At 62.6% G+C, this 12,774-nt stretch carries 14 protein-coding genes; 1 reads left to right on the top strand and 13 read right to left on the bottom strand.

Annotation, left to right across the window (positions count from 1 at the left end):
* Nucleotides 1-92: 92 nt before the first annotated feature.
* Nucleotides 93-986 carry a universal stress protein gene (locus tag DENOEST_RS07730; protein WP_145768845.1) on the bottom strand — a complete coding sequence of 298 codons (894 nt, stop codon included), beginning with the start codon at nucleotides 984-986 and terminating at the stop codon, nucleotides 93-95.
* Nucleotides 987-1,086: 100 nt separating this feature from the next.
* Between DENOEST_RS07730 and DENOEST_RS07725 the strand changes: the two genes are divergently transcribed.
* Entirely contained in the window at nucleotides 1,087-3,819 is a 2,733-nt protein-coding gene (locus tag DENOEST_RS07725) for a cation-transporting P-type ATPase (RefSeq protein WP_145768844.1), read from the top strand.
* A 72-nt stretch (nucleotides 3,820-3,891) separates the two neighbouring features.
* On the opposite strand, the gene mnhG is transcribed toward DENOEST_RS07725, so the two are convergent.
* From mnhG to DENOEST_RS07665, 12 genes are all read right to left on the bottom strand, one after another.
* On the bottom strand, nucleotides 3,892-4,203 hold the full coding sequence (gene mnhG / locus DENOEST_RS07720) for a monovalent cation/H(+) antiporter subunit G (protein WP_145768843.1): 312 nt from the start codon (nucleotides 4,201-4,203) through the stop codon (nucleotides 3,892-3,894).
* A 112-nt stretch (nucleotides 4,204-4,315) separates the two neighbouring features.
* Nucleotides 4,316-4,597, bottom strand: a complete 282-nt coding sequence (locus DENOEST_RS07715; RefSeq protein WP_145768842.1) for a K+/H+ antiporter subunit F — start codon at nucleotides 4,595-4,597, stop codon at nucleotides 4,316-4,318.
* Nucleotides 4,594-5,082 (bottom strand): Na+/H+ antiporter subunit E, encoded by a 489-nt coding sequence (locus DENOEST_RS07710; protein WP_145768841.1) that lies wholly within the window; start codon nucleotides 5,080-5,082, stop codon nucleotides 4,594-4,596. Before DENOEST_RS07710 ends, DENOEST_RS07715 begins: the two co-directional genes overlap by 4 nt.
* Nucleotides 5,083-5,092: 10 nt before the next feature.
* Nucleotides 5,093-6,688: a monovalent cation/H+ antiporter subunit D gene (locus DENOEST_RS07705; protein ID WP_145768840.1), complete on the bottom strand. Its 1,596-nt coding sequence runs from the start codon at nucleotides 6,686-6,688 to the stop codon at nucleotides 5,093-5,095.
* Nucleotides 6,685-7,032, bottom strand: a complete 348-nt coding sequence (locus DENOEST_RS07700) for a Na+/H+ antiporter subunit C (protein ID WP_145768839.1) — start codon at nucleotides 7,030-7,032, stop codon at nucleotides 6,685-6,687. Before DENOEST_RS07700 ends, DENOEST_RS07705 begins: the two co-directional genes overlap by 4 nt.
* Entirely contained in the window at nucleotides 7,032-9,917 is a 2,886-nt protein-coding gene (locus DENOEST_RS07695) for a monovalent cation/H+ antiporter subunit A (RefSeq protein WP_145768838.1), read from the bottom strand. Before DENOEST_RS07695 ends, DENOEST_RS07700 begins: the two co-directional genes overlap by 1 nt.
* 21 nt (nucleotides 9,918-9,938) lie before the next feature.
* Nucleotides 9,939-11,261, bottom strand: coding sequence for a hemolysin family protein (locus DENOEST_RS07690; RefSeq protein ID WP_183148222.1), 1,323 nt, complete (start codon nucleotides 11,259-11,261; stop codon nucleotides 9,939-9,941).
* Between the two features lie 111 nt (nucleotides 11,262-11,372).
* Nucleotides 11,373-11,615: a hypothetical protein gene (locus DENOEST_RS07685; RefSeq protein ID WP_145768836.1), complete on the bottom strand. Its 243-nt coding sequence runs from the start codon at nucleotides 11,613-11,615 to the stop codon at nucleotides 11,373-11,375.
* A 63-nt stretch (nucleotides 11,616-11,678) separates the two neighbouring features.
* Nucleotides 11,679-11,906 (bottom strand): YdcH family protein, encoded by a 228-nt coding sequence (locus tag DENOEST_RS07680; protein ID WP_145768835.1) that lies wholly within the window; start codon nucleotides 11,904-11,906, stop codon nucleotides 11,679-11,681.
* Nucleotides 11,907-11,978: 72 nt separating this feature from the next.
* Nucleotides 11,979-12,188 carry a hypothetical protein gene (locus DENOEST_RS07675; protein WP_145768834.1) on the bottom strand — a complete coding sequence of 70 codons (210 nt, stop codon included), beginning with the start codon at nucleotides 12,186-12,188 and terminating at the stop codon, nucleotides 11,979-11,981.
* A gap of 79 nt (nucleotides 12,189-12,267) precedes the next feature.
* Nucleotides 12,268-12,501: a DUF2934 domain-containing protein gene (locus tag DENOEST_RS07670; RefSeq protein WP_145768833.1), complete on the bottom strand. Its 234-nt coding sequence runs from the start codon at nucleotides 12,499-12,501 to the stop codon at nucleotides 12,268-12,270.
* Nucleotides 12,502-12,524: 23 nt separating this feature from the next.
* Nucleotides 12,525-12,725 (bottom strand): helix-turn-helix domain-containing protein, encoded by a 201-nt coding sequence (locus tag DENOEST_RS07665; protein ID WP_232096467.1) that lies wholly within the window; start codon nucleotides 12,723-12,725, stop codon nucleotides 12,525-12,527.
* Nucleotides 12,726-12,774 lie beyond the last annotated feature (49 nt).

Here is a 12,774-nt window from a genome sequence, read left to right as displayed (position 1 = left end):
AATGCCGAAGGTAGTTGCGTCGGAGAGGCATGATCCTTGCTATCCACGTATCGCTTCTTGTTGACGGCAGGCCGTGGGCTTTTGAGGTCTGATTATGCATCGACCGCAATCAGTACATCGCTTTGGGATTCGGCAATCACATGCTGCGAAACACTACCGAGCAGCAACTCTTCTGTAACGCTTGTTCCATGCTTTCCCATCACGATGAGGTCGCAGTCCTGTTCCTGTTCCTGCGCGATCACTTGCTGTGAAGGATCGCCGTACAGGACCAGTGGCGTGTAATCGCCGATTTCAAGTCCGGCTATACAAGCAAGATAGTGCATACGTTTCATGGCCTCATTACGAGCCGCCACTCTGTAACGTGCAATCACATCTTCTTCGACGCCGGCGAAGAAAAGTTTTGATTCGAAGGGAACTTCGAAGGCGTGAAGCAAGACGATATCTGCATCGGGGGCGACCAAGCGGCCAAGACGGATCGATTTTTCAGATACAGGAGAAAAATCGACGGGAATCAGCAATCGGCGGTAGGGTGCGTAGGGTGGCTGCTTGACAATTAATATGGGATGTCTAGTGGTCTTGCGCAGCAGTCGCGATGCTGTGGATCCCAGCAGCAAATGACGCAAGTAGTCCTCGCCGCGCACGCCGAGGATCAGCAAATCCGCCTCCAAGGCATCGGCGTTGGCGGCAATCGAGGCCAGTGGCGCGCCGGAGACGATCAGCGCGTTGGCGGTTACACCTTGATTGTGGGCGGGATCAGTCAGTGAGGTTGACAGCAATTTCCGTGCGTTATTTTCGAGTTTATGCTTCACCTCGGCGGTGTCGTCTCCGATCAGTTCGCGCAGGGCGTCGATTGCATCGAGTTCGATCGCATGCATGACATTGTAAGAAGCTCCGGTAGTGGCGGCGATTCGGAAACCTCGGTCGACTGCATGACGCGACGGGGCCGAAAGATCGGTCGCGGCCAAAAGCTGCTTCAGTTTGATCATGTTCAAATTCCTCCCGCTTGCATGCTGCTATCGTTTTACAGAAAAGTTTGACAATACGACAAATGGGCCATGCATAAAGATACACGGAGATACCCGTCTGATGACTGAAAACCAGATTATTGGTTCCCGGCAAGAGTACTGGCACAGCCTGGCTCATGAAGATGTCTTGCGGGCGCTGCGAACCGAACCGGGTGGCCTGGCAGACTCCGAGGTACGCGTGCGAATGGCGCAGTACGGGCCGAATCGGCTGACGCCGCCCAAGTGTCGTAGCCCATTGCAACGTCTGCTGATGCAATTCCACAACATATTGCTCTATGTGATGCTGGGGGCCGCCGCCATTACGGCCTTTCTCCACCATTGGGTCGATACGGGTGTATTGCTTGCCGCAGTGGTGATCAACGCCATCATCGGATTCATTCAGGAAGGCAAGGCCGAGGCCGCGCTCGATGCCATACGGGCGATGCTGTCTCCGCATGCTACGGTGATTCGTGCCGGCAGCCGGCGCGAAATCGATGCCACCGACCTGGTGCCTGGCGACTTGGTATTCCTCGTCTCGGGCGACCGTGTTCCGGCAGACCTGCGTCTGGTTTCGGTCAAGGATTTGCGCGTTGAAGAGGCTGCATTGACCGGCGAGTCGATGCCGGTGGAGAAGAGCATCGACACCGTCAGCGCCGATGCCCCGCTGGGCGACCGTTACGATATGGCCTATTCGGGCACCCTGGTGGTCTATGGTCAGGCCACAGGCGTTGTGGTTGCGACTGGAGCCGCGACCGAGTTGGGCAAAATCAATGAAATGCTCACCGGCATCCAGAGCCTGACGACGCCGTTGCTGCGCCAGATCGACCGCTTCGGCCGCGTCTTGGCGCTGGCCATTCTGGGGATGTCCGCGGCTACCTTCGTACTGGGTACGATGTGGCGCGACCATGAGCCCGCTGAAATGTTCATGATGGTCGTGGCACTGGCGGCCTCGGCGATTCCTGAGGGATTGCCTGCGATCATGACGGTGACCCTGGCGCTGGGCGTGCAGCGCATGGCACGCCGCCGCGCGATCATCCGCCACCTGCCCGCCGTCGAAGCGCTCGGATCGGTGACGGTAATCTGCTCGGACAAGACCGGTACGCTGACCCGGAATGAGATGACCGTGCAGCGCGTGGTCTGCGGCGGGCATGTATTCGATGTCGGCGGAGTCGGTTACGCTCCGGTAGGTGATTTCAGTATCGACGGCCGCATCATCGATACCGAACACTACCCGGCGCTGGCCATGGCAATCCGTGCAGGCGTGCTCTGCAACGACGCTCGCCTGCGCCAGGAAGACAACAGCTGGCACGTGGAAGGTGATCCCACCGAGGGCGCCCTGCTCGTGTTGGGTGGCAAGACCAGGTTCTGGCAGCATGCCGGCGAGACTGCATGGCCGCGACTCGATTCCATTCCATTCGAGTCGCAGCATCGCTTCATGGCCACACATCACCGCGATAGCGACGGTGACTCCTGGTTTTTCGTCAAGGGTGCCCCCGAGCGAATTCTCGATATGTGCAGCTTCCAATTGAGCCGCGATGGCGAGCATCCGGTCGATGTCGATACCTGGCGGCGCATGGCAACTGACACGGCAGCACAAGGTTTGCGTCTGCTCGCGCTGGCTTGCAAGCGAGCAACGCCGGAGGGCGAGCGTTTGAGCCTTTCCGACCTGGAAGATGGATACACGCTGCTGGCACTGGTCGGCATCATCGACCTGCCGCGCAAGGAGGCCATCCGTGCCGTAGCTGAATGCCATCATGCCGGCATCCGCGTCAAGATGATTACCGGCGACCACGCAGAAACTGCGCGTGCAATCGGCGCCCAGCTCGCCATCGGCGTCGGCAAGCCAGCCATAACCGGGGCTGAAGTCGCATTGATGGACGATGCGGCCCTGCGGCGCGTGGCGATGGAAGTCGATGTCTTTGCCCGTGCCAGCCCGGAACACAAACTGCGTCTGGTGCAGGCCCTGCAGGCACACGGACAGGTAGTGGCCATGACCGGCGACGGAGTGAATGATGCCCCGGCGCTCAAGTGCGCCGATGTCGGTGTGGCAATGGGCATGAAGGGCACCGAAGCAGCCAAAGAAGCCGCCGACATGGTGCTGGCCGACGACAACTTTGCCACCATCGCATCCGCCGTGCGTGAAGGTCGGGCGGTCTATGACAATTTGAAGAAGTTCATTCTCTTCATGTTGCCGACCAACGGCGGCGAGGCTCTGGTGGTGATCGCCGCCATCCTGTTCGAGCTGGCCCTGCCGCTCACCCCGGCGCAGGTGTTGTGGATCAACATGGTCACCTCCAGTACGCTGGGCCTGGCCCTGGCTTTCGAACCCGCGGAGCACGGCATCATGAACCGACGCCCCCGCCCGCCGGGCGAAGCGTTGTTGTCCGGCTTCTTCGTCTGGCGAGTGCTGATGGTTTCCGTCCTAATGATGACCGGTGCGCTGGGCCTGTTCCTGTGGGAACTGGAAATCGGCACCAGCATCGAAACGGCACGAACCATGGCAGTCAATGCGGTGGTCGTGGCGGAGATGTTTTACTTGGTCAATAGCCGCTATATTCTTGCGTCTGTAGTGAACCTGGAAGGACTGACCGGGAACCGCTACATATTGCTTGCGATAGCGGCCTGTATCCCGCTGCAACTCGCCTACACCCACACCCCGATGATGCAATCCATCTTTGATTCCACCGACCTGTCGCTGCTCGAATGGGCCAAGGTTCTAGGTGCCGGGCTATTGGTATTCTGCGTTGCTGAACTGGAAAAGTTTGTGATTCGTCAGACCCGATTGGCTTCGCGTCTGGCTCCACATGAGCAATGATTCCGACCCAAGAGGATAGACCCGTGAGTCCAAGCCCCGCCTGTTGCTGGCCACCGATTAGTCCGCCCTCGCCTATTCCCGGCTACGCAGCATGGCCGCGCGCATCAGCAGTGTCGTGGTAACCGGGGCCGTGATCAGGATGAACAGGGTGATGAGCAACTCGTGGACTACCAGTCGCTGCGCCAGCGCTGTAGACGTGAGCATTGAGGCGAGCAGCACGCAGCCGGCGCCGAGCGTGCCGCCCATCGTTGGCGCGTGGATGCGGGCGAAGAAGGAATCCAGGCGCAACAGCCCGAGCGAGCCGACGAGTGTCAGCAGGCCGCCGCAGATCAGCAGCAGGGCGGCAGGCAGCGCGGCCCAGAGGGGAACGTCGGCGGCAGTCATACGCCCCCTTCCCCCCTTCCCCCTTCCGGAAGAAGGGGGTGACGAAGGTTCGCCGCGGTGCGGCTCCGTGTCATGGACTGCGCCGTTCTTGGGACGGCCCGGCGAACGGCGCTCATGGCTCGATCACCTCGCCACGCAGCAGGAACTTGGCCATCGCCGTCGAGCCAACGCAGCCGAACAGGGCGATCAGCAGCGCGATGTCGAAGTAAATCGCGGCGCCGAAACCGATGCCCAGCATCAGGATGGTCAGCATGCCGTTGATGTAGAGCGTGTCGAGCGCGAGGATGCGGTCCTGGGCGGCGGGGCCGCGCAGCAGGCGGATCAGGGCACAGAGCATCGCCAGGGCGAAGCAGGCGAGCGCGAAATTCACGGCGAAAGGCAGGATGGCATTCATGCGAAGATCTCCATCAGGGGGCGTTCGTAGCGGTGTTTGATGGTGCGGACCCAAGCCTCCTCGTCCTGCAGGTCGAGGACGTGCAGGGTCAGCACGTTGGTCACCGGATCGAGGCCGGACCACACCGTGCCGGGCGTGCCGGTAACGATGATGGACAGCATGGCCAGGCCGTGCGGGTCGCGCAGGTCGAGCGGAATCTCGACGAAGCCGACGGTCGGCTGGCGCCGCGTGGCGCCGAGAATGACGCGGCCGACGCCGATGTTGGAGCGGACGATGTCGAGAAACACATGCCAGCACAGGCTGATGGCGATATGCAGGCGGCGCGGCCAGGCCGGCAGGGGCCGTAGCTGCCGCACGGCAGTGGTCACCAGGAGAGCGAAGACGCTGCCGAGCAGCATCTGCCCCGGCGCCAGGCTGTCGTTGAGCAGCAGCCAGACGGTCAGCAGCACGACCGGCAACAGCGGTACGAGCGGCGGGTGCTTCATGGCAAGCCTTTCATGGCCGGCCTCCTGGCAGTACGATGCTGATGTAGGTCGCGGGATCGTGCAGCGCACGCGCTGCTGCCTCGAAATAGGCCATCGCCGGCCCGGCGCCGAAGGCCAGCGCGAAACACAGCAACACCAAGCCGGCTACCGGACCGGCTTCTAGCCATTGCAAACGCGGCGTCGGCCGCTCGCTGTCCCAGAAGACGCGGATGCCCAGCCGCGACAGCGCGATCAGACCGGCGAGGCCGGACAGCAGCAGGGCGGCGAACATCAGGCCGGCGTGCGGCGCAGAGGCCAGCGGCGGCGCGGCGATGGTGGCCTTGAGCAGGGCGAACTTGGCGACGAAGCCGGATAGCGGCGGCAGGCCGCTGAGGATGGCGGCACAGGAAAAGAAGGCCAGGCCGAGGAAGGCCATCGCCGCCGGAATCGCGACGCCTGCCATTTCATCGGGATGCTCCGATTCGTGGCGCTCCTGCAGGCCGAAGGCCTCGGAGCTGATGGCCAGAAAGTCGGCGCTGGCGGCACGGTTGCGTTCGGCCATTTCGATCAGCATGAAGAAGGCCCCGCTGCCGAGCACCGAGCTGGCGAGGTAATAGAGCGCGGGGGCGGTAAGCGTCGTGCCGGTGAAGCCGAAGGCGGCCAGCAGAGTGCCGGAGGAAACGACGACCATGAAGCCGGCGAGTCGGTCGAGCTTCTGCGCGGCGAGCACGCCCAGGGTGCCGACGAGGATGGTGGCCAGGCCACCGAAGAACAGCCAGTCGCCCTTGAAGGGGGCCGGCGCGACATCCTGTCCGAACAGGATGGAAAAGCGCAGCAGCGCATACACGCCGACCTTGGTGAGAATGGCGAACACCGCGCCGACCGGCGGCGTGGCGGCGGCATAGGCGGCAGGCAGCCAGAAATTGAGCGGCCAGGCACCGGCCTTGACGAGAAAAACGATGCCGAGCAGCAGTGCGCCGATCTCGAACAGGGCGCGGGCGTCGGCGTCGAGCCGCGCTACGGCAACCGCCAGCTCGGCCATGTTGAGCGTTCCGGTGACGCCGTAGATCAGGGCAGCGGCGACCAGGAAGACCAGCGAGGCGACCAGGTTGATCACGATGTAATGCAGGCCGGCCATGACGCGCGGCGTGCCCGAGGCGTGCAGGGCGAGGCCGTAGGAGGCCGCCAGCAAGACCTCGAAGAAGACGAACAGGTTGAACAGGTCGCCGGTGAGGAAGGCGCCGCTGAGCCCCATCAGCAGGAACTGGAACAGCGGCAGGAAATGGCTGCCGGCGCGCTCCCAGCGGGCCAGGGCATAGACCAGCGCGGCCAAGCCGAGGATGGCGGTGAGCGTCAGCATGAGGGCGGCCAGCCGGTCGACCACCAGCACGATGCCAAAAGGGGCAGCCCAGTTGCCGAGCGCATAGACGACGACGCCGTCCCGCCAGGGGGTGGCAATCCAGCCATCGGTGCTGGCGAGCAGGGCAAGCGCCACCGCCAGTTGCGCCAGTGTGGCGCACAGCGCGAACAGAGCGCGCCAGCCGTGGCGCGCTTCGCCGGAGAACAGCAGCAAGGCGCCGGTCAAGAGCGGCAACAGGATCGGCAGGATGGGCAGGTGCTGAATCATTCGCGCTCCGGCTCGCGGCCGTCCACATGGTCGGTGCCGGAGAGCCCGCGCGCGGCGAGCAGAACGACGAGCAGCAACGCTGTGACGGCGAAGCCGATGACGATGGCGGTCAGCACCAGCGCCTGCGGCACCGGATCGGCGTAGAGCGCCGGGTTGGTGCCGCGCGCCGCATCGAGCACCGGCGCCGCGCCGGTGCGCAGGCGGCCCATGGCGAAGATGAACAAATTCACGGCATAGGACAGCAGCGACAGTCCCATGATGACCTGGAAGGTGCGCGGGCGCAGCAACAGGTAGATGCCGGAGCCGGCCATGATGCCGATGGCGAGGGCAAAGACGATTTCCATCAGCGCGCTTCTCCCACGGCCGATTTGTGATGGCCGCGCAGCGACTGGTGGGCGATGGCTACCAGCATCAGCACCGTGGCGCCGACCACCAGCATGTACACGCCAAGGTCGAACAGCAGCACGCTCGACAGATGCAGTTCGCCGATGCCTGGCAACGCGCCGTGCCAGGCCTGGCTGGTGAGGAATGGGGCACCGGCGAAGGCGGCGCCGATGCCGGCGGTGGCGGCGAGCAGGAGGCCGATGGCGATCCAGTAGAGCGGATGGATGCGCAGGCGCGATTCCACCCAGTGCGTGCCGCCGACGAGATACTGCAGGATCACCGCCGTGGCCAGGATCAGTCCGCCGACGAAGCCACCGCCCGGCGTATTGTGGCCACGCAGCAGGAAGAACAGCGACACCAGCATCGCCAGCGGCAGCAGCAGCCGCACCAGCACGGCGGGCAGCATCATGGCCCCGGCGGGCAGGAGCGCCTCTTGGTGATTCGGGTGGTTCGCGGACACCGCATCGCCGTCCTGTTCCTGCTGCTGGCGTGGCAGGGGAATGCTTTCAGGTGCCGGACGGAAACGGCGCAGCAGCGCATACACGGTAAGGGCGACGATGCCCAGCACGGTGATTTCGCCGAAGGTGTCGAAGCCGCGGAAGTCGACCAGGATGACGTTGACCACGTTGAGCCCGCCACCTTGCGGCAGTGCCTGCTGAACGAAGAAGGGGGTGATGCCGTCAACGGCGGGCCGGGTCAGCACTGCGTAGGCGAGGGCCGCGAGTCCCAGGCCACAGCCACCCGCCACCAGGATATCGCGTGACCGCCGCAGGCGCGGCGTGGCGCCACCGGGGCCAGCGATGCTTTCGTCGCGACGCGGCAACCAGCGCAGGCCGAGCAGGATCAGCACGGTGGTGACAACCTCGACTGTTAGTTGGGTCAGTGCCAGGTCGGGCGCCGAAAACCAGACGAAGGTCAGGCTGGTTGCCAGCCCTGCACCGCCGGCAAAAGCGACCGCGGCGAAGCGGTGATATTTCGCCTGCCAGGCGACGGCCAGGGCACAGGCGCCACCGACGACACAGAGCAGCGCGAACGCGGGGTCGAGCGGCAGCAGTGGCTGGCTGCCCCAGCCGATGGTGAAGGGCTTGGTCAGCAGCAGCGCGCCGCCGAGGGCGACGACGAAGATCAGCAGCATCTGCATCTGCAAACGCGACGACGTCAGTTGCCGCATCGCCTGCTCGGCACCGCGGGTCAGCGCCGTGAGTGATACGTCGAACAGATGGCGACCGTCGATGGCTTCGAGCAGCGGCACCGTCGTCGCCCGCCGTCGGGCGAGGATAGTGGCATACAGCAACACGCCACCGCCGAGGGCAGCAAAACTCATCAGCAGCGGGGCATTGATACCGTGCCAGACCGCCAGGCTGTACGCCGTCCCGCCAGCGCCGACTATTGCCGATGTCGCCGTACGCAGATAGGGACCGATGACCAGTTCGGGGACGATGCCGACCAGCACGCAGGCGGCGACCAGCAGCGCGCTCGGCATCAGCATCCAGCGCGTCGGTTCGTGAGGCGCGTGCGGCAGGTTTCGCGCTAGCTTGCCGAAGAAGACGCGGTGGATCAGGCGCAGGGAATAGGCAACGCTGAACACCCCGGCCAGCGTTGCCGCCAGCGGCAAGGCGATCTGCTGCCAGCCGGGGCGGTCGAGGAATACGGTCTCGGCGAAGAACATTTCCTTCGACAGGAAGCCGTTCAACAGCGGCACTCCGGCCATCGCCGCCGCTGCTACCACGGCCAGTGCGGCGGTGAGCGGCATGGCGCGCCCGAGGCCCGACAGGCGGCCGATGTCGCGCGTGCCGGTCTCGTGGTCTACGATACCGGCGGCCATGAAGAGGGATGCCTTGAAGGTGGCGTGATTGACGATGTGGAATACGGCGGCAACCAGCGCCAGTTCGCTGTTCATGCCGAGCAGCAGCGTGATGAGGCCGAGGTGGCTGATGGTCGAGTAGGCCAGCACGCCCTTCATGTCCTGCTGGAACATCGCCAGGTAGCCGGCCAGCACCAGCGAACACAGCCCGGCGCCGCCGACGATCCAGAACCAGGCGTCGGTGCCGGCCAGCACCGGCCATAGTCGCGCCAGCAGGAACACGCCGGCCTTGACCATGGTCGCCGAATGCAGATAGGCCGAGACCGGCGTCGGCGCCGACATGGCTTGCGGCAGCCAGAAATGGAAGGGAAACTGGGCGCTCTTGGTCAGCGCGCCGAGCGCGACCAGCGCCAGCACCGTCGGATACCAGGCATGGGCGCGGATCTGCGGGCCGGCCGCCAGCACCGTGTCGAGGTCGTAGCCGCCGGCGATGTGGCCGAGCAGCAGCACGCCGCCGAACAGGGCGATGCCGCCGCTGCCGGTGACGATCAGTGCCATGCGGGCGCCGCGCCGAGCCTCCCCGCGGTGATGCCAGTAGGCGATCAGCATGAAGGACGACAGGCTGGTCATCTCCCAGAACATCACCATCTGGATCAGGTGACCGGAGAGCACGACGCCAAGCATCGCGCCCATGAAAACGAGGAAGAAGGAGAAGAAGCGCGGTACCGGATCGGCCGGCGACATGTAGTAGCGCGCATAGATCACCACCAGCAGCCCCATGCCGCTCACCAGCAGCGCGAACAGCCAGGCGAAGCCGTCCATCCGCAGGCTGATGTCGAGTCCGAGCGCCGGCGCCCAAGGCAGGATCAGGCGCAGCACTTCTCCGGTTTCTATCTGGGGATAAAGGCTGACGGCAATTGCCGTGGTCGCCAGCGCGACCGCGCCGGCCAGCCAGGCTTCGGCATTGCGTGCGTTGGACGGCAGAAATGCCGCACACAGGCTACCCAGGAAGGGGAGAAAGACAATCAGCACAAGTTCCATGTCGGCCACTCTAACTGCGCATCAAGGTGTTCCCTGATCGGGATCGGTCGTCACCTGCAATTTGACGGCCAGCACCTCGTCAACCCGGTTGTGGTCCATATCCACCACTTCGAACTGCCACTCGCCATGGCGAAACTTCTCCGCGCGTTTGGGAATCTTGCCCATGTGCGCCACCACAAAGCCGCCGACCGTGTGATACAGGCCATTGGCATCTTCACCCAGTCCCGCGATGTCGAGTTTGTCTTGCAGCATATCGATGGGCAGCAGGCCATCGAGCAGCCAGGAGCCATCTTCCCGCTGCACGGCGAGCGACTGCTCCGGAGCGTCGACGCCGGGCATCATGTTGCCCGCCATGGTCTGAAACAGATCACTGATGGTGACCACGCCTTCGGTCAGGCCGAATTCGTTGACGACCAGGGCGAAGTCAGCGTTACGCTCGCGAAACGTGCGCAACAGTTCCAGCAAGGTCAGGCTGGCCGGGATGTAAAGCGGGGGTATTAGCGGCATGTCGGCAAAATGCTTCAGCTCACCGGCGAGCGCGGCCTGGAGCAGGGTACGGCTTTCCGCCAGGCCGACTACTTTCTGCATGCTGCCGCGGCAAATCGGATAGCGACCGTGCGGTGCTTCGCGCAGGACATGCAGGTTCTCATTGTGCGAGCGGTCAAGATCGATAAAGGCGACATCCTTCAGCGGCGTCATGACGGCGGCAACATGACGACCTTCGAGCAAAAACACATTACCCAGCAAATGGCTCTCTTCCGGCGCGATGGCCCCCGAGCGGATGCCTTCATCCACGGCGGCGAGGATGTCCTCCACACCGTTCACTTCCGGTGCAGAACGCACCGGCAGCACCTTCAGCACCAGGTCGGCAGACCAGGACAGCAGGCGGATGGCTGGCGACAGAGCGCGGATGAACAACTGCATGAACGGGGCAACCAGACTGGCCACCTGTTCCGGATAGGCGAGAGCGATGCGCTTGGGCACGATTTCGCCAAATACAATGGCAAAGGCGGTGACCACAATTACGGTGGTGGTGATGGCGATCTCGCTGCGCGCCGCCGCGAGCAGCGGCAGCGACGTCGCGATGAAGGTCTCGATATGCCCGGCCAGGGCATTCTCGCCAAAGATACCCGCCAACAGACTTGCGGTGGTCAGCCCGGTTTGCGTGGCCGCGATGAAGCGCGAAGGGGTTTCCTTGATGCGCATCGCCTGCGCTGCCGCGTGGCTGCCGACATCGACCATGAGTTGCAATCGGGACCGTCTTGATGCGGCCAGGGCCATCTCTGCTAGGGCAAAAAAGCCGCAGATCAAGATCAGCAGGACCAATATCGCCAGGGCGTTCATCGCGTGACATTCTCCTCGGGAGGATGCAGAGGATATCTCATCGAACCCCGCTGCATCACTGCCGGGCCGCCCGGGACGGACAAAATCGAGAGGTTTCTATTTCAGGGACGGTCAGCCCTCAATCAGTACCTGGTGGCGGAAGCCGCATTTGCGGATGAAACCATAGGCGGCATCCAGGTCGGCCCACAAACGTTGGCTGCCTTCGGTGTTGAGTTCGACCATGGCTATGGCATCAGCTGGCAAGGCCTGTCCATAGGCTGAAATCGACCATGCGGCAATGGGTGATGAGCGGCGGATGGTCATCTTCTCGACGACGCCGTTTTCGATATGGGCGACCAGATCCTTGGGAAGCATTTTCGAATTATGACTGCAATGCGTTGGCCTCCGCATGAGGAGACAGGGGGGTGTGTGAATTTTTCATGCCGGCCGGGTTGCGCTGGCTTTCTTGAGCAATTCAAATATCTCATCCTTGAGCCGCAATTTTTTCTTTTTCAATATCTCAATGTCTTCATGACTTGCCGGCTCGATATGGGCCTCCATGTCCTGGATCTTCTGGTCCAGTTCGTTGTGCTTGATGCATAGACTGTCAAAGCGACGATCATGCGCCTTGAGTTGGGAAATTAGCTCGCGATATTCCGGAAACATGGCTGTCCTCCTTGGTGTTCTGGGACCCCGAAGCGGTCCGTGATCCGCTTTTTTAAAAGTCCGTTCGTGATTTCATCCCTCAAAGGTGGCCAGCACGTATAAAGTGTGACGGCCTTTGCCACCAATGCGGCGAATCTTTCCATTGCGCTGCAGATTGCCGATGACCGCCGTGAGCATGGAGTTGGCAGTGTCGACACCCAGCCTGACGGCCAGCTTACGTAGATCGAGGAAAGTGTCCTGACGGAATAATTTCAATACCGATTCGCTTGAAATCGTATTCAAGTGATTTCTCCCGGGATGATCTCAACGTTCGCATTATTTCTCAAACAACGAGGAAGCGGATTTCCCCTGAGGGCTATATTCAGCCATTGATCTGTCCCTCAGCCAATAAGCGGTCAATATCCAGCTCCGCCTGCGCCCAGTCTTCGTTGGCACATCCAGTATCGAAGCCGCGTCGCTCGGCGATGTAATAAGCCGCAACCTCGACGTAGTGATAGCGTTGCTCAGGTGTGACCGGATGAAGCATGCCGGTGTTCTTTGCTGCAGAATCAGGGGACGCAATGTCAGCAGAACTATTTTTTTGTGATTTCGCCATTTGATTCTCCTCAGCGTGGTTTGTTATTTGTTGGTTGGTTGTGAACGGGACTGCGATTTCAGCATTGGGTGGGGCAAGGCATCGATGCTGTCCAGGCTCAATGCATGAATCTTGCGCGTGATCGTGTTGCGGCCAATACCCAGCAGGCGGGCCGCATCCTGGCGGCACCCTCCCGTGGAGGCAAGGGCGCAACGGATCAGGGTCGACTCGAATTCCCGGCTCATGAGGTAAAACACCTCGCCCGGCTGTTGGGCGAGCAGGCAATGGGTCCGA

Origin of the sequence: Denitratisoma oestradiolicum, from assembly GCF_902813185.1 — a bacterium.
Classification (GTDB): domain Bacteria; phylum Pseudomonadota; class Gammaproteobacteria; order Burkholderiales; family Rhodocyclaceae; genus Denitratisoma; species Denitratisoma oestradiolicum.
The sequence above is the reverse complement of the archived record's forward strand: the minus strand, read 5'-3'. Positions and strand labels throughout refer to the sequence as shown.

Bases quoted from the DNA above. Each gene is read 5' to 3' on its own strand.
- DENOEST_RS07665 (WP_232096467.1), bottom strand. From the start codon at position 12,725: ATGAGCCGGGAATTCGAGTCGACCCTGATCCGTTGCGCCCTTGCCTCC.
- DENOEST_RS07680 (WP_145768835.1), bottom strand. From the start codon at position 11,906: ATGTTTCCGGAATATCGCGAGCTAATTTCCCAACTCAAGGCGCATGAT.
- mnhG (WP_145768843.1), bottom strand. From the start codon at position 4,203: ATGACTGCCGCCGACGTTCCCCTCTGGGCCGCGCTGCCTGCCGCCCTG.
- DENOEST_RS07715 (WP_145768842.1), bottom strand. From the start codon at position 4,597: ATGAATGCCATCCTGCCTTTCGCCGTGAATTTCGCGCTCGCCTGCTTC.
- DENOEST_RS07690 (WP_183148222.1), bottom strand. From the start codon at position 11,261: ATGAACGCCCTGGCGATATTGGTCCTGCTGATCTTGATCTGCGGCTTT.
- DENOEST_RS07670 (WP_145768833.1), bottom strand. From the start codon at position 12,501: ATGGCGAAATCACAAAAAAATAGTTCTGCTGACATTGCGTCCCCTGAT.
- DENOEST_RS07710 (WP_145768841.1), bottom strand. From the start codon at position 5,082: ATGAAGCACCCGCCGCTCGTACCGCTGTTGCCGGTCGTGCTGCTGACC.
- DENOEST_RS07695 (WP_145768838.1), bottom strand. From the start codon at position 9,917: ATGGAACTTGTGCTGATTGTCTTTCTCCCCTTCCTGGGTAGCCTGTGT.
- DENOEST_RS07705 (WP_145768840.1), bottom strand. From the start codon at position 6,688: ATGATTCAGCACCTGCCCATCCTGCCGATCCTGTTGCCGCTCTTGACC.
- DENOEST_RS07725 (WP_145768844.1), top strand. From the start codon at position 1,087: ATGACTGAAAACCAGATTATTGGTTCCCGGCAAGAGTACTGGCACAGC.
- DENOEST_RS07685 (WP_145768836.1), bottom strand. From the start codon at position 11,615: ATGCTTCCCAAGGATCTGGTCGCCCATATCGAAAACGGCGTCGTCGAG.
- DENOEST_RS07700 (WP_145768839.1), bottom strand. From the start codon at position 7,032: ATGGAAATCGTCTTTGCCCTCGCCATCGGCATCATGGCCGGCTCCGGC.
- DENOEST_RS07730 (WP_145768845.1), bottom strand. From the start codon at position 986: ATGATCAAACTGAAGCAGCTTTTGGCCGCGACCGATCTTTCGGCCCCG.